A 22,400-nucleotide genomic window follows, 5' to 3' on the forward strand; every position below is an offset into this window, starting at 1 on the left:
CTCCGGAACTTGTCATTGACTCCTACCTTTTCTCGAAATCCGTCATGCCACTCGACGGCGAACTTCGGCCGAACGCACGGCCGAGCGGAACATGGGCCCGATGACCGTGGCCAGGTGATCGGGCTGGGCGATGGTGGCGTGCGCAGTACTGCCGAACACCCGGCGCAGCGCGGCGACATCGGTGCTCGCGCCGACTGTCAGGCACACACAGCCGGTGCCGCGGCGGCGGGCCTCGGTCAGGGCTCGGCGCGCATCGGCTGCGCCGTAGGCCTTTTCGTAACCGTGGTCGTAGGCGAGGCCGTCGGAGATCACGACCAACAGCCGCCGCGAGGTTCCGCCACGGTCCTCGAGCACCGCCGACCCGTGCCGGATCGCGGCGCCGAGCCGCGAGTACGCACCGGGTTCGAGGCTGTTGAGCCGCCGCAGGATCTGCGCGTCGAGGTGGTCGTCGAAACGCTTGACCGGCACCATGTTCACCGCCGTGCGCCCCGACGAGTAGTAGCCGTAGAGCGCCACCCGGTCGCCGAGATCGTGCAGCGCGACCATCAGGTGCGCGACCGCCACCCGCTGCTGCTCGTGGACGGTTCGTCCGACCGTGCCCGGCTCGGCCGTCGAGCCCGAGATGTCCAGCAGCAGCAGGACGGACAGGTCGCGCTGGCGGCGCAGGCTGTCGAGGTACACCGCCTCGTCGGGCACCGAACCGGCCCGGACCTCGACCCGGGCCTCGACGGCGGCGTCGACGTCGATGTCGTCCCCCTGCGGCTGACGGTGCCGTCGGTGCAGTCCCATGCCGAGGCGCGCCAACGGACGCCGCACGCCGACGGCCCCCTCGATGGCCTGCGTGGCCGACGGTTTGATGGTCGCCGCGACCTCGCGCACGGTGCACCAGTCCGGTCGGTAGACGCCGCGCTCGGCGTCCCACTCCGGGTACTTGAGCCCATCCTTTTCGACGTCGACCACTTCCTCGGTGTTGACCGTGGCCAGCGACGACACCGCGTACGCGCCGCGGTTCGCCGAATTGATCCGATGCGTCGGAGCGTCGGCACCCGGCGGCCCACCGCCGTTGCCCCCGGTCTTGCGCGCCGACGAGAGGAGCTTCTTGAGCAGCTTGCCGATGGCCCCGCCGCCACCGACCGGGCTGCTGAACAGGTCGGGATCATCGGAGTCGTCGACGGCGTCCTCGTCGAGTTCCTCCAGGTCGGGGTTGGACTGCTGCCGCGGCACGTGCCCCACCTGCTCGTGGTCCACCTGCCGGGCGGCCGCGGCGGCCGCCGCCAGGACCTTCTTGGGCCGTAGGACCCCGAAGCTCGGCGGGGCGCTTTGCAGCTTTTCGCGGCCGCGGGCCAGCGCGAGCGAGGTCGCGGTGCCGTCGCTGACCCCGCCCACGGTCGGGTCCGCCAGGCCCAGCAGCCGCCCCGGCAGCATGGTGGTGTTGGCCACCAGCGCGCGGTGTCCCTCGACGGCGAGGTACCTCTTGGCCACCCGGGAATGCCGCACCAGGGGCTGGATGACCTCGGGATCGAGACTGCCGGCGGCGATCAGGGAGGCGTGCACGGCGACGGCGGCGGTGCGCTCCCCCGGCGGCGCCGACGGATCCAGGAAGATGGTTCGCCCGTCCGTCCACGACGGCTCGCCGGCCGACAGCGGCGAGACCCCGACGGGACGGCCCGCCAGCGCCGAGGCCAACATGCCGAGGGCCTGCACATGGGAGTTGCCTGCGCCGTCCCGAGGATCGTTGTCCACTCGTGCCTCCAGCCCGCCGGACGGGTTCGTTGACCAAATATCTGTTCCATCGTAAAGTTCCACCGCGGTCGCGGTCAACGAAAAAGTTGAATCCGCCCGCGCCGGCCGACCGGTAGAACGACAGTGGCTCAGCACAATTGCAGCCACCCGACCAGGGAGCACCGCGATGATCGACTTTGCCGGCCAGACCGCGATCGTGACCGGAGCCGGCCGCGGACTGGGCCGGCTCTACGCCCTCGACCTGGCCCGACGCCGAGCATCGGTGCTGGTCAACGACCTCGGGGGCAGCATGGGAGGCGAGGGCACCGACACCAGCGTGGCCGATCAGGTGGTCCAGGAGATCACCGCGGCCGGCGGACGCGCCGTCGCGTCCTACGACTCAGTGGACAGCCCGGCCGGCGGCCAGGCGATCGTCGACGCCGCGGTCGCGGAGTTCGGGCGCGTCGACGCGGTGATCAGCAACGCCGGCATCTTCAACAGCATCCCCTTCGACCAGTTGTCGCCCAATGACTGGCGGCGGATGCTGCAGGTCCATCTCGATGGCGGCTTCTACCTGAGCCAACCGGCATTCAAGGTGATGGCCGGGCAGAACTACGGCCGATTCGTGTTCATCTCGTCGTCGGCGGGCAACTTCGGTCAACCGCTGGAGGCGCACTACGCCGCCGCCAAGACGGGGTTGGTCGGGCTCTCGAACGTCATCGCCATCGAAGGTGCCGCCTACGGGATACGGTCGAATACCGTTCTACCCACCGGCTTTTCGCGAATGGTCACCGAAACGGTGGGCGATGAGAAGTTCCTGGCCGAGTCGGGGTTCATGCGCGCCATCCGGCCCGAACTGGTGGTGCCCCTGGTCACCTACCTGGCGAGTGCGGCCTGCGAATTCACCCATCGCAACTACTCCGCCTGCGCGGGCCGCTACGCCCGGGTCTTCGTCGGCCTGGCCGAAGGCTGGCTGGCCGACCCCGCCGACGACCCGAGCGCCGAGGACATTCGGGCGAACATCGATCAAGTATCGGACACCGAGCGGTTCACCGTTCCCGAGTCGATCGTCGACGAGGTGCTCGAGGTGTGCGGTCGGCTGGGCATCAGCGCGATGCCCGGCGGGGCCGAGGTGGCGTTCCCCGCACCCAGCACCGCCTAGGACGGAACAAATATTTGGCTTGGCGCCTCGGTTGCCGCGGCGCGGCGGGTCGAGGCGGGCGCCCCGTCGGGCCCGACATCTACACTCGGTCGCGACGTCGTCGGCCAAGTGGAGAGGGAATGGCGTGGCAACGGTGCCCGTGATCGCACTGACCGGACATCTCGGCGCGGGTAAGACCACGCTGCTCAACCACGTGCTGCGCACACCCGACGCCCGAATCGGAGTGGTCATCAACGATTTCGGCGAACTCAACGTCGATGCCGCGCTGGTGACCGGGCAGGTGGACGAGCCGGCTTCGATCGCCGGGGGCTGCATCTGCTGCCTGTCCGACGAGGGCGGCCTCGACGACGCGCTGGCCAAGCTCGCCGACCCCAAGTTGCGCCTCGACGCCATCATCCTCGAGGCGAGCGGGCTGGCCGAACCCGTCGCGGTGGGCCGGCTGATCCGGTTCAGCGGCGTCGACAACGTCCGACTCGGCGGTGTCGTCGACGTCATCGACGCCGCGACCCACTTCGACACCGTGGACCGGGATCCGACTCCGCCGGCCCGATATTCGGCCTCCTCGCTGGTGGTGGTCAACAAGCTGGACCAGATTCCCGAGGCCGAACGCGCCGGCGTGTTCGAGCGCATCGAGGCCCGGATCCGGCAGTCCAACGAGGCGGTCCACGTGGTCGGCGCCGTGGGGGCCAAGATCGATCCGGCGCTGTTGTTCGACATCGCCGGCGCCGAGGACCAGTCGAGCCAGTTGTCGCTGCGGGAACTGCTGCTCGAGGACGCGGCCGACCACGACCACGCTCATGTCCACCCCCACGACGGCGCGCACGCCGCCTCCGTGACCGCCACCAGCACTGGCGATGTCGATCCGGGCGCCCTGCTCGACCTGCTCGAGGACCCGCCCGCCGGGGTGTACCGGATGAAGGGCGTCGTCGCGGTCCGCTCCCGGGATCGCTCGCGCCGCTACCTGGTGAACACCGTCGGGGCGACCGTGCACATCGGCGCGGCGCCACCGAAGGCGCCGAGCAACTCGCTGGTCGCCATCGGCACGGGACTCGATGTCGACGAGGTGCGCGCGCGGGTCGAGGCGGCGGTGCGGCCCGTGGACGGTCCGGCGCCGGCGGCGGGGTTTCGTCGGCTGCAGCGTTACCGCAAGCTCAGCATCTGACCCATCCCGCTCTCACTTTAGGGCCTGAGGGTGGGCTTGCCGCAAGGCCCCGGGGGCGGTGCAAAATCGCACGGCACCGACACGAAGGGGGACTGAGACCGGCATGACAGAGCAATCGGAGTTCTACAGGGTTCACGAGTCGGGCGCCTTCCTGCACGGCACGAAGGCCGACCTCCGGGTCGGGGATCTGCTGGTGCCGGGGCGCCCGTCGAACTACGAAGAGGGCCGCATCGCCAACCACATCTACATGACGAAGGTGCTGGCTGCGGCGGTCCTGGCCGCGGAGTTCGCCGCCGGCCCCGGTCGCGAACGCGTCTATGTCGTCGAGCCGCAGGGCGACGTCGAGGACGATCCGAACGTGACGGACAAGAAGGCCCCGGGCAACCCCACCCACTCCTACCGCAGCCGGGAACCGGTGACGGTCGTCGGGGAGATCACCGACTGGGTGGGGCACTCCCCCGAGTTCCTACAGGACTTCCGGGATCGGCTCGAGGACCTTCGCCGCCAAGGACTCGCTGTCATCTACGACTGAACAGGCGCGGCGCGGCCGGTAGAATCGCCGCTAAGAATCCTGGTGCCGAGCGCACCGATGGGATTGCTGCGCCAAGGCAGGACGGAGTCGGTAACCGTGCAGGAAGCGGTGAGCAACACGGTGGCGGCGGGTGTGGCATCGGACGACGCCAGTCGGCGCACCGAGATCCTGCAGACCGCCAACACGGTGATCGCCAACTCCGGGCTGCGCACGTCGCTGCAGCAGATCGCCGATGCCGCCGGGATCCTGGCCGGCAGCCTGTATCACCACTTCGAGTCCAAAGAAGCGATCCTCATCGAGTTGATCCGGCGCTACCACGCCGATCTGGACCGCATCGGACAACGCGTCCTCGAGGGACTCGACGCGCCCAACCCGCCGCCCATCGACGCGCAGATCACCGACTTGGGCTGCGCGATCGCCGCGTGCGCGGTGGAACACCGCGCGGCCCTGCAGATGTCGTTCTACGAGGGCCCCAGCGCGGATCCGGAACTGATGGAACTGACGCGACGGCGGCCCACCTCCATCCAGGCCGCGATGCTGCAGATCCTGCGCGCGGGCAAGTGGAGTGGCTACATCCGCGCGGACGTCGACCTGCCGATCCTGGCCGACCGGATCTGCCAGACCATGCTGCATGTCGGGCTCGATGTGATCCGTAACAACGCTCCCAGCGACCGGGTGGCCACGGTGTTCTGCCGAATCCTGTTGCAGGGCTTGGCCGCCGGTCAGCCCACCGACCCCGACCTGGACCGCTCCGCGGCGTTCGCCGCGGCCGACGAGGTGGTGAACACCTGGCACGACGCCGATCTGGATCTGGAGAACAAGGCCGACCGGGTGCGGGCGGCCGCGCGCGCCGAATTCGGTCGACGGGGCTACGAGACCACCACCGTGCGCGACATCGCGGCCGCCGCCGGGATGGGGACCGGCACGGTGTACCGGCTGATCGGATCGAAGGAAGACCTGCTGATGTCCATCATGCTGGCATTCGGCCAGCGGGTGGGGGCGGGCTGGACCGCGGTGCTGAAGTCGCGGGCCACCCCGGTGGAGAAGCTGGACGCGCTCAGCTGGGTGAACATCAATGCGCTGACCCGGTTCCCCGATGAATTCCGCATCCAGCTGGCCTGGATGCGGCAGTCACCGCCGGACACCCCGAACCCCGGCGCAGCCTTCTCGACCCGGGTGCGGCAGATGAAATCCCTGCTGTCCGAGGGGATTCGGTCCGGCGAGATCGACATCGAGCATCCCAATGCGGAGACGCTGGCCCGCTGCGTGATCGGCGTGCAGTGGATTCCGGAGAACATCTCGCTGGAACTGGGCCCGCGTGGATCGCTGATCCACGCCCGCGACACCGTGATCCGCGGCGTCACCACCCGAAAAGACTGATGCTCAGCCGACCGGGGTCAGGGTCAACGGCATCTCGATGACCACCGGCCGGTTGATGCCGCACGCACCGCTGGGACCGACCGTCTTGTCCCAGCCCATCAGCACGCCGGGCCTGGCCCGGTCCGCCCAGAACCGGAAGCCCTGCTTGCCAGGTGCTTTCGTCCCGTCCGGACAGGTCAGCCAGTCCGGCACAGTGTGTTCGACCCACCAGTCTCCCCCGCGATAGGTCAGATCCGCCTGCCAGCCGTGGTCGCTTTCCACCCGGCCGGTGCAATCCAGGTAGTTCTGGCAATGGGAACTGATGGTCCACGTACTGATCAGCGAGGGCCGCAGTTCGAAGCGTTCGTTGGTGGCCGACCACTGCCCGTCCGACACCGCGGTGTAGACCCCGTTGACGGCGACTTCGTCGTCGGCGGAGGCGGGGGCCGCGGACATCCCCGCCAGCGAGGCGGCCAGCGTGGCACTGCCCAGTGCAGCTGAGATCCGTGCGATCATGCCGGCCCCTTCGGTAGGATCAGGGCGCGCCAATCATCCGGCGCGCCTGCCAGATTGGACTGCTCATAGGTCAACCCGTCGGTACCGAGGTGACGTCCGGTGCGCGGATCGTACTCCGCGACGGCCACCGCCGGCCCGATGTCCGCCTCGCCGTGGTTGGCGCTGGGAACCGCCGGACCGGGCAGCGGGGTCCCCTCGATGGGGCCGAAAAGCTGCGTGTCCCCGGCCCGCTCGTCGAGCGGGATACCCTGGCGCACCAGGTTCGGATCGATCGGTGCCGGACCGAGCGCATGCTGCCGCATGGCCAGCGGCATGAATTCCTTGTCGCTCTCGCAGATTTCGACCGTCGGGGCCCGCTTGCCCGGCCGGGTCATGCACGGGATGTTCCGCGCGCCGCGCACCGCGATCGGGGAATCCTGGGGAAGCTTGCAGTACAGCCCGTCCGGGGTGTCGACGGTCGTGGTGTCTGCGGGCGAGCGCCATTCCGAGGGCGGCAAGAATCCGACCATGCAGCCGGGCGGGTCGTCGACGGAGATCCGGAAGTCCCCGACCGGCATGCCGGTGGCGTTGCCCTTGGGCATGGAGGATTGGTAGTAGCTGCTCACCGGCGGCAGCAGGACGAGCAACTGCTCCAGGCTCGGGCGGTAGGCGACGGCCACCTGGCCCACGCTCACCAGGTTCGCCAACAGCACCGGCAGGGTGGGCTTGACCTGGTCGAGCAACATCGAGACATCCTGCGCCAGTGCCGGTCCGCTCTCCAGGATGGTGCGGATCTGCGGATCGTTGTCGGTGAGTTGTCGCGTGACCCCGGCCAGGCTCTTGGTCCAGGTGCGGGTCGACTGCTCGGAGCGAACCTGCCCGTCGAGCAGGACCGCGCCGTCGCGCACCAGTCCCCGAAGGTCCGTCCGCACGGCGCTGGAGTCCGCGGCCACCGTAGCGGCGGAGTCCAGCAGTGAGCCCAGGTCGAAGTCCGCACCGCCGAGCGCCTGCGCCGACTCGTCGAGCAGCGCCGCCATGCTGTCCTTCGGGATACTGCCGACCAATGCGCTGACCTTGTCCAGCATCGGGCCGACGGGTTGCGGGATCCTGCTGTTCTCGAGCGGGATCACCGACCCGTTGCGCAGATAGGGCGGTTCAGCGTCGTCGGGCAGCAGATCGACATACTGCTCGCCGACCGCCGACATGCTGCGGACCTCGGCCACCACGTGCTCGGGGATCCGCGGCCGGGTCTGCAGGGACAGCGTGGCTTCGACCCGGCCCCCGTTGAGGTCGACCGCGGTGACCTTGCCGACCTCCACACCGCGGTAGGTGACGTTCCCGAACCGGTAGAGCCCGCCAGCGGCAGGCAGTTCGAGGGTGACCGTGATCCGGCCGATCCCCAGCAGGGTCGGCACCTGCATGTAGGTGTAGAGCATGGTGGCCACGCCGATCACCGACGCCACCGTGAAGACGATCAACTGCACGCGCACGAACCTGGTCAGCATCACCCACCCCCGGGGAACTCGGCCACCGGCGGGGGCGCAACCTCCGGCGGCGGTGCCGGGACCGGCGGCGGCGCCAGCGGGGCGGTCAGCGGATTCGCCGCGTAGTACGCGTCGTACCCCGGGTCGCCGGGGGCCGGCACCAACGGCAGATCCGAGTTACCCCAACGGGTTCCCGCCGCCAGGCCGCGCTTGAGCCGATGCTGGGTCAGGTCGATCACGATGAACAGGTTCATGTAGTCGCCCCGGATCCCGCGGTCGATCAGGTTCTGCCCCATCGGGTAGACGGGAGCGAAGGCGAGGGCGTCTCCGAGGTCTGGTCCGACATCGGCCAGTGACCGGATGGTCGGGTCGAGGTTGCGCAGGTTGCGCACCAGATCGTCCTGGGTCTGGTCGATGAGGCCGCGGGCGGTGTCAGCGAAGACGCGCAGCTTGTCCAGCGCGGTGGTGAACCGTGTCCGTTCGCGGTTGAGGACCTCCAGCGCGGGCGGGATGCGCTGCAGGGCCGTGCTGACGACATCTCGTTGGGTGGCCAGGGTGGCTGCCAGGCGGTTCATCGCCGCGATGGAGGCGATGACACTCTCGCGTTGCTCGTCGAAGACGGCGACGAAACGGTCCAGGCGCGCCAACAGATCTCGCGCCTCGTCCCGATTGCCGGCCAGGGCGGTGCCGAGGTTGTGCACGATGTCGCCGATCTGGCCCAGGCCGCCGGCGTTGACCACGGTCGACAGCGACGCCAACGTCTGTTCGGTCGAGGGATACGCGCTCGACCGACTCAGCGGCACGGTCGCGCCCGGGGCCAGCCGACCGGCCGGCGCCTCGCCCACCGGGGGATCCAGCGCCAGATGCATGGAGCCCAGCAGACTGGTCTGCCCCACGGTGGCCGCCGCGTTGGCCGGCACCGTGACGTCGGAGCGCACCGATACCTCGACGTCGGCCTGCCAACTCTGCAACCGCATGCCCCGAATGCTGCCCACCACCACGTCGTCGATCAGGACCGGCGAATTCGGTTCCAGCGTGCCGACGTTGGCCAGTTGGACGTGGTAGGTGACGCCGTCGGAGCCGCTGGCGACCGCGCCCGGCAACGGCAGCGAGTTGACCCCGCCAAACGCGCAGCCCGGCAGCAGCGCACAACAGCCGACGGCGGCCAGACGACGAAGCAGAACCGAGATCCTCATGACGGTGGACTCCCCGGTGCGGCATCGGGTGCCGGTTGCTCGGCGGGCAGTAGTACCTCCGGTAGCCGGGCCGGGGCCGCCATGCCCGGCGGCGGGGGGACGTCGCCCGCGCCGGTGTAGGCCGATACGGCCGGGACCGGTTCCGGTGGCGCCGGCGGGGGGCCGTCCCGCAGATGCGGTTCCGAGTAGATGATCTGGTGCGGGGCGGGTTGGGCGGTGAGCAGCGGGTTGAACGGGAACGGCAGGTAATTGAAGTTCATCCTGCGCAGCCCCGGGCCCAGCGATTTCTTGCACAGTTCGGCGGTCGCCGTCGCCGTCACGTTCTCCAACGCACCGATCTGGCCGCAGATGAACTTCACCGGGTCGGCGAAGTTGTTCAGCGTGAACACGCCGCTGGCACCGCCGGTGCGCGGGTCGAACATGTTGTAGGAGTTCGCGAATGCGGTCGGCGCCACATGCAGCACCTCTTCGAGGCTGCGGCGGTTGTCCACCAGGGTCTGGGTCACGTTGGCCAGCCGCTGGACCTGCTCGACGGTTTGGTCGCGGGTGCCGCGCACGAACCGGGTGACCTCGCCGATCACCTCGGAGATGTTGCGCAGGGCCAGATCCAGGTCGGAGCGGCTCCCGTCGAGGACCGCCGACAGGGTGGCAAGCCGGTCCTGGAACTGCACGATCTGCTCGTTGCTGTCCCGCAGGGTGCGCACGAAGGTGTGCAGGTTCTCGATGATGTCGGCGAGGTTTCCGCTGCCCTCGGCGAGGATCCGGCCGGCACCGGACAACTGCCGCAGGGTTTCGCGCAGCTTGGCGCCGTTGCCGCCCATGGCGTCGGCCGCGCTGTCGACGAACCGGGCCACCGAGGTGTCCGACACCGTGCCGGTCGGCCCCAGTTCGGTGGCCAACCGCATCATCTGGTCCTTGACCTCGTCCCATTCCACCGGGACCGCGGTGCGGTCGGCGGGGACCACCGCGCCGTCGGGCATGGTCGGACCCGAGTCCAGATACGCCGGCGCCAGTTGCACATATCGCGCGGCCACCAGGTTCTGCGCCACGATCACGGCCTTGGCGTCGGCCGGGATCGGGACGGAACGGTCGACGCGCAGCGTGGCTCGGGCGTGCGCCCCGTCGGGCTCGATCCGCTCGATGGTGCCCACCTTGACCCCCGCCACCCGCACGTCGTCACCGGGATAGACGGCCGTGGCCGAACTGAAGTAGGCGGTGATGGTCATCGGTCGGAACACGGTGGCGCGCACCAACACCGCGCAGCCGGCCAGCAGCAGCACCGCCAGGGCCAGCGCCAGCGGCCCCCGGGCCCGGGCGCTCATCGGGGATGCTCCGGAATTCCGTTGTAGGGGAAGGGGAATTCGGCGCGCGGGCCAACGTCGTCGGGCGGTTGACCCGCGTTGACGCCGCGGCGGAAACCGAAGGCGTAGTCCAGGAACGGCTGCAGCAGCGGCGGCAGGTCGAGGTTGGGGATGAAGGCGGTGTAGAACGGGCCGCTGGCCACCGTCTCGCCCAGTGTCACCTGGTACTTGGCCAGGCCGGGCAGGGCCTTGGCGATGCTGTCGCGGTTGTTCTCCAGCATCTCGGTGACGGCGTTCATCTTCTCCAGGGTCGGGGCCAGCTCGTGCTCGTTGTCGGCGACCAAACCGGAAAGCTCCTGTGCCACAGCCGAGCTGGCATTGATCAACTGGACGATCTGCTGGCGGCGCTGCACCAGGATGTCGAGCAGGTCGTTGGCGTTGAGCAGCAACGTGTTGACCTGTTGGCTGCGGTCCGACAGGATCCCGGTGACGGTTCCGGTGTTGGCCAGCAGTTCGGTCACCGTGTCGTTGCGCCGGTTGACCGTCTGGGACAGTCGGGCCAGGCCGTCGAAGGTCGGCCCGAGTTGCGGTGCGATCTGGTCGATGGTCGCGGCCAGGGTGTCCAACGACTGGTTCAAGGACTCGGTGTTGGTGCCGGCGACGTTGGTGGTGAGGTCCCCCACCGCCTCGGTCAGCGAGTAGGGCGAGGAGGTGCGCGCCAGCGGGATGACCTCCAGCGGCCGCATGGTGGATTCCCCGTCCGACTCGAGCACCAGTAGCCGTTCGCCGAGCAACGTTCCGGTTCGGATGTGGGCGGTGGTCATCGAGCCCAGCGGCACGTTGCCCGACACGGTGAAACTGACCTGGGCGCGGCCGTGTTCGAGCGCCACGTCGGACACCGACCCCACCGTCACCCCGGCGATCTTCACGTCGTTGCCGGGGATCAGGCCGCCGGCCTCGGCGAAGGTCGCCTGGTAGCGGACGGCGCCGGCCCAGTCGAGGATTCGCTGCGGCTGCAGTCCCACCGCGATGATCAGCGCGACGAGGACCGCGCCGATGAGGCCGGTGCGGATCAGGCGGGGGCCGCGGTATCGGTTCATTCGGTCTCCGCGCAGCGGCCGGTTTCCTGGGTGAAGACCGGGAATTGGGCGGTCCGGTTCTGCAGGTCCGAGATGCGGATCGAGATCGAGCACAGGTAGTAGTTCACGAAGCTGCCATAGGCGCCGATCCGGACGAGTTTGCGGTAGTTCTCCGGCGCCTTCTGCAGAGCCGTTTCGATGCGGTGCTTCTTGGCGTCCAGCGCGGGCGCCAGGCGGTTGAGTTGATCGACGGTGCCGGCCAGCGGGGGTCGGGCTTCGCGGAGCAGGTCGAGCAGCGTGCTGGTGCCGCTGCTGAGCGCGTCGACGGCGGCGCCGATCGGCTCCCGCTCGGCGGCCAGGCCGGTGACCAGACGTTCCATTCCATCGGCGAGTTCGGAGAACTTCGTGCCGTCGCGGGCCACGGCGCCCATCGCCACATTCAGGTTCTCGATCAGGTCTTCGAGCAGCTGACCGTTGTCCGCGAGGGCCGTGGTGAACGTCGAGGTCCTGGCGAACAGCGACTCGGTGGTGCCCGCCTGCCCCTGCAGGACCTGCACCAGCGACGAGGTCAGCGCGTTGACGTCGGCGGGGTCCAGCCCCTGGATGACGGGCTCGAGCCCGCCGAGCAGCGAATCGAGGTCCAGCGCAGGTACGGTCCGCTCGACCGGGATCTGGGCGCCGGCCGGCAGCACGGTCGTAGGCCCGGGCCCGTCGACGAGTTCCAGGTACCGGTCGCCCACCAGGTTGAGGTAGCGCACGACGGCCTTGGTGCCGGTGGTCAACACCACCGTGCTGTCGGCGTCGAAGTCCACCACCGCAGTTTTGTCCGCGGTCAGCCGGACCGCGCTGACCTGTCCCACTCGGATGCCCGAAATCCGGACGGTGTCACCGGTTTCCAGGCTCGACACGTCGGCGAACTCGGCGCTGTAGCGCGTGGTGTCACCGCCCCGGTACTCGCTGAAGATCATCACCATGAAGGCGGTGAGCACGGCCATGACCACGGCGAAGATCCCGAACTTCCATGCCGTGCCCCGGGTTTGGTTCATCCGGGTTGTCCGATCTGGGCAGAGTTGCGCGGCGGTCCGTCGAGCGGCCCGAACAGCGCCTGCTTGAGGGCATCCGAATTCCAGGTGATGCGCGGGTTGTCGTAGCGCCACGGGTTGGCGCCGGTGTCGGTGACGAGATAGGGCGGCCGGGTTTCGAACGGAACCACCGGCATGTTGGTGCACTGGGGCCCGCCTTTGGCCGCCACCTTGGGCAGGTTCTCCGGATACCGCCAGCGCTCCTGACCCCACAGGAAGCCGGTGAGCACCTGGGCGCCCGGCACTTTCAGCGGCGGGGCCTGTGCCATGACCAACAGGCCGCCGAGCCCGCAGGTGAGGGCCGGGTGGTACTGGTTGGTCAGGTCGGTGACCGGTGCGAACAGCCGCAGCGTCTCGGCGAGTGCCGCCTGGTTGGTCCCCAGCACGTCGTCGCCGATGTCGGCCAGCCCGATCACGCTGACCAGCAAGGCGTCGAGGTTGTGCTGCTCGGCGACGATGCTGTCGCTGATCCGGCTCGCGGCGGCGGCGGCGGTGTCCAGTAGATCGGGAGCGACGTCGGCGAAGGTGGCCGAAACCGAGGGGAGCACTGCGATGTCGTGCGCCAGGCTGGGCAGCGCGGGCTCGAGTTCGGCAAGAACGGCGTCGAAGTCGGCGATGGTCCGGCCCAACTGCTCCCCCCGCCCGTCGAGAGCCGAGGACAGCGCGCCCAGGGTCTGGTTCAGCTTCTCCGGTTCGATGACGGCCAGCACCGACGACAGCTTCTCGAAGAGCGTGTTGATCTCCACCGTGACCCGCTCGGCCCGTACGACGTCACCGGGCCGCATCGGGGTGTCCGCGGCGTCGGTCGGCGGCAGGAACTCGATGAACTTCGCGCCGAACACCGTCGAGGAGGCGATGTCCACCCGGGCGTTGGCGGGGACCATCGCGAGTCGATCCGGGTCCATCGCCAGTTGGATCGCCGCGGTGCCGTCGGGTTGGCGTTCGATCGCCGCGACCCGACCGATCTGGACGCCGAGCATCTTCACCTTGGCATCCGGGTTCAACACCAACCCGCTTCGCTCGGCGAGAACGGTCAGCGGGGCACTGGGGATGAAACTGCCGCGAAAGAGCGCCGCGGTGAGCGCCACGAGGGCGACGAGGCCCAGGACCGTCACCAACCCGACGAGGGGCCGAATCAGGTAATCGCGCCGCTCCGGCCTGCCGGGGTGAAACATCCGCGGCCGACCTAGCCTGTGCATTCCACGCTTCCCCCGCTCCTCGTCACCGCGTCGCCGTGCGGTCTGGTTGTGCGTCTACGTCGCGCCCGGCCGTATCGACCTGCGCGCGTGGATGTTTCGCCGAAGTGGACGTGTGCGGTCTCCATCGGTGAGGGGGTCCCGGCCGAAGTCCGGAACCCCGAGGGGCTGAGCGTGCCGAGACTACGACAGAAACAGATGTTTGGTCAATACCCCTTCCGCCCAGTGCGTTCGGCGGTCGACCCGGCGCGACACCGGGGGACCCCTGGCATCGCCGAGGTCATCTTATTTACGCATGTGTAGCCGCCGGACCAGGCCGCATACGCCGCTTCCGGAGGGGATGCCGACGCCACCCGCCGCCCTGGCGCAAACGGTCACCGCAACAAAACTTAGGGTAGATGCGTCGCGCCGCTACGGTTCGCCGAACCGCTCGATCAGTCGCGACGACTCGCCGTCGTCCTCGAGTTGGCGGGCCACCAGGTATCCCGGACCCATCCACCCGCGGCGGTTCCACTGCCCGAAAGAGATCCTGGTGCCCGGCGCGCCGGAGGCCGCGGGCACCATCTTCACCCGCTCCAGGGCCTCCTTGACCCCACGCGGACTCAGCGGGTGCGCGTCGGTGAGCGCGTGCAGGATCGTGACGGCCACGTCACGGTTCACCACGGGCACACACCACTGCGGGCGGCGGCCGTGCCGCGCCTCGAACTCGTCGAGGAACGCCTGCCCCACCTGGTTGTGCTCGTCGTACTGGTCGATCCCGGTCCAGCCCAGGAACGCGTTCCACATCACCGGATTGATCCAGGCGTTCTCGAAGGCGGTGCCGGCGAACCGGGGCGGGTCCCAATCGAGTTCGGCCAGTGCCGGGTTGACCAGGACCACGCCGAACCCGAAGCCCGCGTGCACAATCGCGGTGGCCTTCGCGTCGCGCAGAGTGCGCACCGCCGCGCCGACATCCTGCGCGGTCTGCGCAATGGTGGCCTCGGCGACAATCCGGATACCGCGCCGCCGGCAGGCCTTGCGGAAGTTCGCCACGTAGGCCTCGCCCACCAACGAGTTCTCCATCAACACACCGACCTCGGTGTGACCGCCCTTGACCAGGAGGTCGGCCCAGAAGATGGGCTCGTCGAAGTGGGAACCCATCGGGAACGCGAAGAACCACTCGCCCAACGCCTCATCGGAACCGGTGACACTGATCGCCGGGACCCGGAACCGCTCGTTGAGTGCGTCCTTGATCGCCACCGCGTTGTCGCCGATGTGCGGCCCGAAGATCACCAGGCAACCCTCGTCCACCAACTCCTCGTAGGCGTCGATGACGGCCTTGACCGTGCCCTTGGGCAGACCCTCCACCTCGCGGTAGACGATCTCGATCGGGCGGTCGATCAGGCCCTCCTCGAGGGCGGCGTCGAAGACCATGTCGAAGGGGATGGTCAGGTCGTCGCGGCGATCCTGCGGATAATCGTCGGACAGCAGGAAGTCCATCAGGTAGCCGATCTTGATGGGTTCCGCTGTGCCCTCGTAGGACATCTCCACTCCTCCCCAAATCTTTGTTCTGGGACGCTACTGGGCGGTGTACGCCAGGGTCAACGGCACCGTCCGGATTGCCGCCGAGATCAGTCGGTTGAACTGCTCAGACCACTGGTGCCCGAAGACAAGGAACCAACCGGAGCCGGCTGTGGCCCGCTGCGCAGATCCGGCGGCGACGGCCTAACGTTTGTTGCACCGGGGCGTGCGCGGGGCTCGGATCTGATAACGTTTGCCCTCACTGCGGGCTCTGGCAGCAGTGGTGTCATAGGCGCTGGATGGGACGTGTGCGCGCCCATCGGCACGACTTCGGCCGCCTGGGAGGTGTGGTGTCGCTGCAGCACTCCGCCGATGACCGGGCACCTTCGACAGCGTCACCGGTCGAGGACGCCGATCCGCTCTCGCGCGAGAGTTCGCGTCGCGCCGAGATCCTCACCACCGCCGAGGCCCTGATCGCCACGACGGGCCTGCGCACGTCGCTGCAGCAGATCGCCAGCGCCGCGGGGATCCTCACGGGAAGCCTCTACCACCACTTCGCCTCCAAGGAGGCGTTGCTCATCGAACTCGTGCGCCGGTATCACGCGGATCTGGCCGAGGTCGGCGCCGCGGGATTGCGCCGACTCGACGCCGCCGACGCCACCGACGTCGAGGACAGGATCATCGAACTCGCGGCGGATATCGCCCGCTGCGCCGTGCGCAACCGGGCCGCGCTGCAGATGTCCTTCCTCGAAGCCCCCACGGAGAGCCAGGAATTAAAGGACCTGCTGAGTCGGCGGCCCGTCGCGATCCAGGACGCGATGGTCCAGACGCTGCGGGCCGGGCGTTGGAGCGGATACCTGCGGGCGGATCTGGACCTGGCCCCGCTGGCCGATCGGATCTGCCAGTCGATGCTGCACGTCGGCCTCGACGTCATCCGGTGTGACGCGCCCGCCGACGACGTGGCCCGGGTGCTGTGTCAGATCTTGTTGCACGGCCTGGCCGCGCAACCCGCCGAGGACCGCCGCCTCGACCGCTCGGCCGCCCGCGCCGCCGCCGACGCCGCGCTGGCCCAGTGGGGCGACAGCGCCGATCCGGTGGCCGCCGCCCGGACCGACCACCCCCCGTCGAACGGCGAGGCGAAGGCCGACCACATCCGCCGGTCGGCGCGTACGGTGTTTGCGCGCAAGGGTTTCGAGCTGACCACCATCCGTGACATCGCCGCCGAGGCCGGTCTCAATGCCGCCACGGTGTACCGGGTGATCGGCGCCAAGGACCGGTTACTGGGGTCCATCATGCAGGCCTTCGGCGACAAGATCGGCGCGGCCACGGTGGCCGCGCTGGAGTCGGATTCCACCACCGTCGAGAAGCTCGACGCCGTGATCTGGACCCACATCAACGCGGTCCTGCGGTTTCCGGACGAATGGAAGATCCAGCTCGCCTGGATGCGCCACGCCCCATCCGACAACCAGAGCCCCGCGCACTCCTTCGGGCAGCGCATGCAGGATCTGGCGGAACTGCTGGTGCAGGGGTTGGACGACGGCGACCTGCGGGTCGAACCGCGGCCGCCGCTGGATCTGCTGGCCCGCTGCGTGATCGACGTGCTGTGGGTACCGGAGAACCTGATCCGCGATCTCGGCGCCGAGGGCGCCCTGGGGATGGCCCGCGACGACGTGATCCGGGGCGTCGCCAGCCGCGCCTGACCCGGATCACGCCGTCCGACTCACGTCGGCAGCTTGGCCGCCAGATCGAGCACCGTGACGGTGTCGGTGCCGGTCTTCTTCAACCGCTCCGAGGAGCGGAAGCCCAGGTCCACATCGGTGGCCTGGGCGCGCAGGGCACCAACCGTCAGATCCTCCTTGCGGTGGTGGGCGAACATATCGAAGCTGTAGAGCCGCAACGCATTTTGATGGGTGATCTTGTCCACCTCGACGTCGGGGACCCCGTCCAGATACAGCGACAGCGACTCCGGTGCCAGCGGCCAGGTCGAATCTGAGTGCGGATAGTCGCATTCCCAGGTGACCATGTCGAGGTTGAGCTTGTGCCGGCTCTCGACGCCGAAGCCGTCGTCGATGAAGCACAGCGCGATCCGCTCCAGAAAGACCTCGCTGGGCAGCTTGCCGCCGAAGTTCTGGTGCGTCCAGGCCCGGTGCATCGTGTACACGCGGTCGATGCGCTCGAGGAAGTAGGGCACCCACCCGATCCCGCCCTCCGACAACGCAAAGGTCAGGTCGGGCCACCGGCGTAGCGTGGGCGACCAGATCAGGTCCGCGGCGGCCTGCACGATGCTCATCGGCTGCAGCGTCATCATCGTGTCCACGGGGGCGTCCACGGATGTGATCACCACGCTCGACGACGACCCGATGTGCAGGTTGACCACGGTGTTCTCGTCGCTGCACGCCTGCCAGAACGGATCCCAATGCGGATCGTGCAACGACGGGTAGTTCAGCTTGGTCGGGTTCTCCGAGAAGGTCACGGCGTGGCAGCCCTTGCGGGCGACCCGCCGCACCTCGTCGGCCATGAGTTGCGGATCCCAGATCGGCGGCAGCGCCTGCGGGATCATCCGCCCCGGGTACGCACCGCACCATTCGTCGATGTGCCAGTCGTTGTAGGCCCGCAGCACGGCGAGCCCGAGATCCTTGTCCTGGGCGCGGGCGAAGTACTGGCCGCAGAACTGCGGATACGACGGGAAGTTCAGGGCGGCCGCGACCCCGTTGGCGTTCATGTCGCGGATGCGTTCGTGGATGTCGTAGCAGCCCTCGCGGATCTCGGAGAGCTTGGTCGGCTCGGCGCCGTACTCGTCGGGCGGCCGGCCCGCCACGGCGTTGAGGCCGACATTCGTCGCCTCCTGCCCCTCGAAGACCCAGGCGTCGGTGCCGTCGGCGCGCTGGATCAGCTTGGGTACGTCATCCTTGTACTTGTCCGGGATGTGGCCCTCGAACATGTCCGGCGGTTCCACCAGATGATCGTCGACCGAGACCAGCACGAAGTCATTCATGTTCATGGCGGACGACGCTAGAGTGAAACAGATATTAGGTCAATAGTTTGGGCGTCGCCAAACCTGGAATGCTGGCTGAACCCGGTTACTACCTCGCCATTGACCACAGCGGCCGGACGCCGCTAGTCTGGCCAGAACAAACGTTAGGTTTTCTCGGATCACCTCCGGTGGTCGGCAGCGAATGGAGCAGGAGCGCCTTGTGACCGACTTCGACACGATGGATTTCTTCACCGACGAGACCCTGGTCCCGGACCCGTACCCCTACTTCGACCACCTGCGCTCGAAGTGCCCGGTCACCAACGCCACGCCGTTCAACGTGCTCGCGGTGACCGGCTACGAGGAGGCGCTGGCCGTCTACAAGGACCAGTCCTTCTCGTCGTGCGTCTCGGTGGCCGGGCCGTTCTCGGGCCTGCCGTTCGGGCCGGGGGATTCCGACGATGTCTCCGAGCTGATCGAGCAACATCGCGGTCAGGTGCCGATGGCCGAGCACATCACCACCGAGGACCCGCCGGTGCACACCCGCACCCGCGCGCTGCTCAACCGGCTGATCACCCCGAAGCGCCTCAGCGAGAACGAAGACTTCATGTGGCGGTTGGCCGACCAGCAACTGGACACCTTCCTCGAACGCGGGACCTGCGAATTCCTCACCGACTACGCGAAGCCGTTCTCGCTGCTGGTGATCGCCGACCTGTTGGGCGTGCCCGCCGAGGATCACGAGGAGTTCAAGGCCGCGTTCGCGCTGTCCCAGGTCGGCGAGCTGGGACAGGAGGCGCCGACCGACCACAATCCGCTGAGCTGGCTGAACGAGAAATTCTACGGCTACATCGAGGACCGCCGACGCACACCGCGCGGCGATGTACTGACCGAGCTGGCCCAGGCCAAACACGAGGACGGCTCGACACCGGACATCGAACACGTGATGAACCTGTCGACGTTCCTGTTCGCCGCCGGCACCGAGACCACCACCAAGCTGGTCAGCGCCGCGGTGCGCATCATCGGCGAGAACCCGCACTTCGAGACCGAGCTGCGCGACGACCGCAGCAGGATTCCGTCCTTCCTCGAGGAGACGCTGCGGGTGGAGAGCCCGGTCAAGGCGCACTTCCGGATGGCGCGCACCACAACGAAGTTGGGCGAGGTGGAGGTGCCGGCCGGCACCACGGTGATGGTGTTGCCCGGCGCGTGCAACCGCGACGAGCGAAAATTCCCGGATCCCGACACCTTCCGGCCCGATCGCGCTAACGTCCGGGAACAGATCGCGTTCATTCGGGGCGTGCACTCCTGCCCGGGAGCGCCGCTGGCGCGCGCGGAGGGCCGGGTATCACTGAATCGGATCCTCGACCGGATGCGCGACATCACCATCTCGGAGGAGCACCACGGAGCGGCGGACAACCGGCACTACAGCTACGAGCCCACGTTCATCATGCGCGGGCTCAGTGAACTGAACATCACCTTCAAACCGCTCGACTGAACCGACAGCAAAGGGAACACATATGACCGGAAAGCTCAGCGGCAAAGTCGCTTTCATCACCGGGGCGGCGCGTGGTCAGGGCCGCGCACACGCGCTGGCGATGGCGCGCGAGGGCGCCGACATCATCGCGGTCGACATCTGTCGCGACATCGCGTCCAACCCCTATCCGCTGGCCACGCCCGACGACCTGGCCGAGACCGAACGCTCGGTCAAGGAACTCGGCCGCCGGATCGTGGCCCGCGTCGCCGATGTCCGTGAGCGCCACGAACTCCGGGATGCCCTGGAGGCGGGCGTGGCCGACCTGGGCCGGGTCGACATCGTCGTCGCCAACGCCGGCATCCTGCCCATGGCGATGGGCAACCCGGACCCGATGGGCTTCGTCGACGCCTCCGACGTCGACCTGGTCGGCGTGATGAACACCGTGGCCGTCGCGGTCCCGCACCTGCCCGACGGCTCGTCGATCATCGTGACCGGTTCGACGGCCGGCATGATCCGCGGCACCACCACCAGCCCGGACATGGGCCCCGGCGGGGCCGGCTACGGCTGGAGCAAGCGCGTGGTCATCGAGTACGTGGAGGAGATGAGTCTGCACCTGGCGCCCAAGATGATTCGCGTCAACGCGATCCATCCGACGAACTGCAACACGCACCTGTTGCAGAACGAGGGCATGTACGGGGTGTTCCGCCCGGACCTGAAGGCCGAGGGCAAGACGGCCACCCGCGAGGATGCCGAACCGCTGTTCTCGCTCTTCCAGGCGATGCCCATCCCCTACGTCGAACCGGAGGACATGGCCCACCTCGGGGTGTTCCTGGCCAGCGACGAGAGCCGCTACATCACCGGTCAACAGATCCGGGTGGACGCCGGGTCGCTGCTCAAGTGGCCCAACGGCCCCGGCGGCTAGGCCGCGGGCATAGGTCCAGGAGATCTTCGCGGGATTCAGTCCTGCCGGTGCAGGAAGCCATGCAGGATGGCCTGCACGAGTTCATCGACGATGGCTTCCCGCGGCGGCGGACTGTTCCCGAAGAACGTCGAACGCAGGGCCACCATCCCGACGATCATCGCCACCGTGGAGTGCGCGGGCAGATCCGGCTGCCCCGAATGCATTCCGCGCAGACTCATCCCCTCGCCACTGATCCCGCCGAGCAGCGTCAACGCGCGCCGGATGTCGGCGATGCCGGCGCTCTCGATGTCCTCCTCGCTGAGGCCGTCGGCGGCGACCAGGGTCAGCAGCAGGCCGCGGTGGTCGACCAGGACGTCGTAGAGGCGGCCGACGAACTGCCGGGCCAGTTCCTTCTCGTCGGTCTCCTCGGGGACGACGGCCTGCCACGTCGCGCCGAACTCGTCGACGAAGTTGGTGAACGGCAGCACCAGTGCCTCCCGGAACAGCCCGGCCTTCGATCCGAAGTGGCGGAACAACAGGTATTCGGTGACACCGGCCGCCTCGGCGATCTCACGCGTCGTGGTGCTGCGATAGTCCCGGCGGGCGAACAGGTCACGCGCGGCCTCGAGCAACAACCGACGGGCCTCGCCGGGCGCCCGACGCGGGGCCGACTTCTCTCCCGTCGACCGTCTGTTGGTCGAACGTCCCTGGGGCACGGTGCATCACTCCTCGAACCGCCCGGCGCGGTTGACCTTTCACGATAGGCCCATGCTTGACCCAGCCCGGTTAATAGTGTCCACTATTACACATCGCATTGCCCGCCAAAGGAGGCAGCCGTGGGCGCAATTGTCATGCTCGGCACACTTTTTGGACTGATCGTCCTCATCGTCGGACTGGTGCTGTACTTCGACCCGGAGGCGCGCGGCGCCCAGGCCCCGGAGGTTGACCAGTGAACGTCAGCGTCGATTTCCTGATCACCGCCGGCGTCACGTTCGCCTACGTGGGCGGCCTGGCGTTCCTGTTGATCGGCATCTACCTGAGCTACCGGCGCGGCCGACTGCATCCGCTGCTGCTGCTGTCCATCTCGGCGATCTCGTTCTCCTGGATCGAGGCGCCCTACGACTGGGCGGTGTACGCGCAGTTCCCGCCCGCGCTGCCGCGCATGCCGTCCTGGTGGCCGCTGGACATGACCTGGGGCGGGTTGCCCTCGGCGGTGCCGGTCGGCTACATCGCCTATTTCGTGCTCCCGGCCGTCATCGGCGCCGCGCTGGGCCGGTGGGTGGCCAAGAAGTTCCAGTGGCGCCGGCCGCAGACCCTGCTGGCCGTCGGGTTCGCCGTCGGCTTCTGCTGGGCGTTCGTGTTCAACGCGCTGATCGGCGCGCGCCTCGGGCTGTTCTACTACGGGTATGTCATCCCCGGCCTCGGACTCTGGGAGGGCACCAAGAACCAGTACCCGATCTACGACTCGATCGCCATGGGCGTGCAGATGATGACCTTCACCTACCTGCTGGGGCGCACCGACGCCCAAGGCCGCAACGTCCTGGACATGTTGGCCGACAAGCTGTCCAAGACCAAGCTGCAGTCAGCACTGGTCTCGGTGGTGGCGGCCATCGTGGTCGGGCACGCGGTCTACGGTTCGGTGTTCGCACCGCACCTGGTGACCAAGCTCAACGGCTGGGTGACCTCGGGTCCCACCGAGCAGCTGTTCCCCGGCGTCCCCAACCAGCCGCAATGACACCTTGCGCCGCGGCTCCCGCGGCCGCCAGTATTGGAAGACGGAAACCCCA

Annotated in this window: 19 protein-coding genes; 8 read left to right on the forward strand and 11 right to left on the reverse strand. The window is 68.3% G+C overall.

The features are described 5' to 3' along the window. Positions 1-42: 42 nt before the first annotated feature. A complete protein-coding gene (locus EL338_RS23820; protein ID WP_126337082.1) occupies positions 43-1,689 on the reverse strand; it encodes a nitric oxide reductase activation protein NorD in 1,647 nt (548 codons plus the stop codon). A gap of 220 nt (positions 1,690-1,909) precedes the next feature. On the opposite strand from EL338_RS23820, the gene EL338_RS23825 reads away from it, so the two are divergent. The 4 genes from EL338_RS23825 (at position 1,910) to EL338_RS23840 (ending at position 5,958) form a co-directional block, all read left to right on the forward strand. After that, positions 1,910-2,884, forward strand: a complete 975-nt coding sequence (locus EL338_RS23825; protein ID WP_126335999.1) for an SDR family NAD(P)-dependent oxidoreductase — start codon at positions 1,910-1,912, stop codon at positions 2,882-2,884. A gap of 124 nt (positions 2,885-3,008) precedes the next feature. Beyond that, a complete protein-coding gene (locus EL338_RS23830) occupies positions 3,009-4,046 on the forward strand; it encodes a CobW family GTP-binding protein (protein ID WP_126336000.1) in 1,038 nt (345 codons plus the stop codon). Between the two features lie 103 nt (positions 4,047-4,149). Next, complete coding sequence (gene arr, locus EL338_RS23835; RefSeq protein WP_126336001.1) at positions 4,150-4,578, forward strand: NAD(+)--rifampin ADP-ribosyltransferase; 429 nt, start codon at positions 4,150-4,152, stop codon at positions 4,576-4,578. Between the two features lie 57 nt (positions 4,579-4,635). Then, positions 4,636-5,958: a TetR/AcrR family transcriptional regulator gene (locus EL338_RS23840; protein ID WP_126337083.1), complete on the forward strand. Its 1,323-nt coding sequence runs from the start codon at positions 4,636-4,638 to the stop codon at positions 5,956-5,958. Positions 5,959-5,961: 3 nt separating this feature from the next. Here EL338_RS23840 and EL338_RS23845 read toward each other — a convergent pair whose 3' ends face one another. The 8 genes from EL338_RS23845 to EL338_RS23880 form a co-directional block, all read right to left on the reverse strand. Further along, a complete protein-coding gene (locus EL338_RS23845; protein WP_126336002.1) occupies positions 5,962-6,453 on the reverse strand; it encodes an Rv2253/PknI dimerization domain-containing protein in 492 nt (163 codons plus the stop codon). Beyond that, the gene (locus tag EL338_RS23850) at positions 6,450-7,937 is read right to left on the reverse strand and encodes an MCE family protein (RefSeq protein ID WP_126336003.1); all 1,488 of its coding nucleotides are present in this window, start codon (positions 7,935-7,937) and stop codon (positions 6,450-6,452) included. Before EL338_RS23850 ends, EL338_RS23845 begins: the two co-directional genes overlap by 4 nt. Next, positions 7,937-9,112: an MCE family protein gene (locus EL338_RS23855; protein WP_126336004.1), complete on the reverse strand. Its 1,176-nt coding sequence runs from the start codon at positions 9,110-9,112 to the stop codon at positions 7,937-7,939. Before EL338_RS23855 ends, EL338_RS23850 begins: the two co-directional genes overlap by 1 nt. Next, entirely contained in the window at positions 9,109-10,434 is a 1,326-nt protein-coding gene (locus EL338_RS23860; RefSeq protein ID WP_126336005.1) for an MCE family protein, read from the reverse strand. The genes EL338_RS23855 and EL338_RS23860 overlap by 4 nt, the downstream gene beginning before the upstream one ends. After that, positions 10,431-11,513, reverse strand: coding sequence for an MCE family protein (locus EL338_RS23865; protein WP_126336006.1), 1,083 nt, complete (start codon positions 11,511-11,513; stop codon positions 10,431-10,433). The genes EL338_RS23860 and EL338_RS23865 overlap by 4 nt, the downstream gene beginning before the upstream one ends. Further along, positions 11,510-12,538, reverse strand: coding sequence for an MCE family protein (locus EL338_RS23870; protein WP_126336007.1), 1,029 nt, complete (start codon positions 12,536-12,538; stop codon positions 11,510-11,512). The genes EL338_RS23865 and EL338_RS23870 overlap by 4 nt, the downstream gene beginning before the upstream one ends. After that, the gene (locus EL338_RS23875; RefSeq protein ID WP_126336008.1) at positions 12,535-13,749 is read right to left on the reverse strand and encodes an MCE family protein; all 1,215 of its coding nucleotides are present in this window, start codon (positions 13,747-13,749) and stop codon (positions 12,535-12,537) included. Before EL338_RS23875 ends, EL338_RS23870 begins: the two co-directional genes overlap by 4 nt. A gap of 432 nt (positions 13,750-14,181) precedes the next feature. Continuing rightward, positions 14,182-15,294, reverse strand: coding sequence for an ABC transporter substrate-binding protein (locus EL338_RS23880; protein ID WP_126336009.1), 1,113 nt, complete (start codon positions 15,292-15,294; stop codon positions 14,182-14,184). Between the two features lie 275 nt (positions 15,295-15,569). Between EL338_RS23880 and EL338_RS23885 the strand changes: the two genes are divergently transcribed. After that, complete coding sequence (locus tag EL338_RS23885) at positions 15,570-16,970, forward strand: TetR/AcrR family transcriptional regulator (protein ID WP_126336010.1); 1,401 nt, start codon at positions 15,570-15,572, stop codon at positions 16,968-16,970. A 20-nt stretch (positions 16,971-16,990) separates the two neighbouring features. On the opposite strand, the gene EL338_RS23890 is transcribed toward EL338_RS23885, so the two are convergent. Further along, on the reverse strand, positions 16,991-18,271 hold the full coding sequence (locus EL338_RS23890) for an amidohydrolase family protein (RefSeq protein ID WP_126336011.1): 1,281 nt from the start codon (positions 18,269-18,271) through the stop codon (positions 16,991-16,993). 193 nt (positions 18,272-18,464) lie between these two features. Between EL338_RS23890 and EL338_RS23895 the strand changes: the two genes are divergently transcribed. Then, the gene (locus EL338_RS23895) at positions 18,465-19,733 is read left to right on the forward strand and encodes a cytochrome P450 (RefSeq protein WP_126336012.1); all 1,269 of its coding nucleotides are present in this window, start codon (positions 18,465-18,467) and stop codon (positions 19,731-19,733) included. Between the two features lie 22 nt (positions 19,734-19,755). Next, positions 19,756-20,634 carry a mycofactocin-coupled SDR family oxidoreductase gene (locus EL338_RS23900; RefSeq protein WP_126336013.1) on the forward strand — a complete coding sequence of 293 codons (879 nt, stop codon included), beginning with the start codon at positions 19,756-19,758 and terminating at the stop codon, positions 20,632-20,634. A gap of 35 nt (positions 20,635-20,669) precedes the next feature. Here the strand turns inward: EL338_RS23900 and EL338_RS23905 are convergent, their stop codons facing one another. Beyond that, on the reverse strand, positions 20,670-21,329 hold the full coding sequence (locus EL338_RS23905) for a TetR/AcrR family transcriptional regulator (protein ID WP_126336014.1): 660 nt from the start codon (positions 21,327-21,329) through the stop codon (positions 20,670-20,672). Between the two features lie 233 nt (positions 21,330-21,562). Here EL338_RS23905 and EL338_RS23910 point away from each other — a divergent pair, with 233 nt between their 5' ends. Beyond that, positions 21,563-22,348 carry a spirocyclase AveC family protein gene (locus EL338_RS23910; RefSeq protein WP_126336015.1) on the forward strand — a complete coding sequence of 262 codons (786 nt, stop codon included), beginning with the start codon at positions 21,563-21,565 and terminating at the stop codon, positions 22,346-22,348. The last annotated feature ends 52 nt before the right edge of the window (positions 22,349-22,400 follow it).

It is taken from the genome of Mycolicibacterium chitae, assembly GCF_900637205.1.
GTDB classification, from domain to species: domain Bacteria; phylum Actinomycetota; class Actinomycetes; order Mycobacteriales; family Mycobacteriaceae; genus Mycobacterium; species Mycobacterium chitae.

Coding starts and splice junctions, on each gene's coding strand:
- EL338_RS23820 (WP_126337082.1), bottom strand. CDS start 1,689: ATGTTGGCCTCGGCGCTGGCGGGCCGTCCCGTCGGGGTCTCGCCGCTG.
- EL338_RS23825 (WP_126335999.1), top strand. CDS start 1,910: ATGATCGACTTTGCCGGCCAGACCGCGATCGTGACCGGAGCCGGCCGC.
- arr (WP_126336001.1), top strand. CDS start 4,150: ATGACAGAGCAATCGGAGTTCTACAGGGTTCACGAGTCGGGCGCCTTC.
- EL338_RS23840 (WP_126337083.1), top strand. CDS start 4,636: ATGGGATTGCTGCGCCAAGGCAGGACGGAGTCGGTAACCGTGCAGGAA.
- EL338_RS23845 (WP_126336002.1), bottom strand. CDS start 6,453: ATGATCGCACGGATCTCAGCTGCACTGGGCAGTGCCACGCTGGCCGCC.
- EL338_RS23850 (WP_126336003.1), bottom strand. CDS start 7,937: ATGCTGACCAGGTTCGTGCGCGTGCAGTTGATCGTCTTCACGGTGGCG.
- EL338_RS23855 (WP_126336004.1), bottom strand. CDS start 9,112: ATGAGGATCTCGGTTCTGCTTCGTCGTCTGGCCGCCGTCGGCTGTTGT.
- EL338_RS23860 (WP_126336005.1), bottom strand. CDS start 10,434: ATGAGCGCCCGGGCCCGGGGGCCGCTGGCGCTGGCCCTGGCGGTGCTG.
- EL338_RS23865 (WP_126336006.1), bottom strand. CDS start 11,513: ATGAACCGATACCGCGGCCCCCGCCTGATCCGCACCGGCCTCATCGGC.
- EL338_RS23870 (WP_126336007.1), bottom strand. CDS start 12,538: ATGAACCAAACCCGGGGCACGGCATGGAAGTTCGGGATCTTCGCCGTG.
- EL338_RS23875 (WP_126336008.1), bottom strand. CDS start 13,749: ATGTTTCACCCCGGCAGGCCGGAGCGGCGCGATTACCTGATTCGGCCC.
- EL338_RS23880 (WP_126336009.1), bottom strand. CDS start 15,294: ATGTCCTACGAGGGCACAGCGGAACCCATCAAGATCGGCTACCTGATG.
- EL338_RS23885 (WP_126336010.1), top strand. CDS start 15,570: ATGGGACGTGTGCGCGCCCATCGGCACGACTTCGGCCGCCTGGGAGGT.
- EL338_RS23890 (WP_126336011.1), bottom strand. CDS start 18,271: ATGAACATGAATGACTTCGTGCTGGTCTCGGTCGACGATCATCTGGTG.
- EL338_RS23900 (WP_126336013.1), top strand. CDS start 19,756: ATGACCGGAAAGCTCAGCGGCAAAGTCGCTTTCATCACCGGGGCGGCG.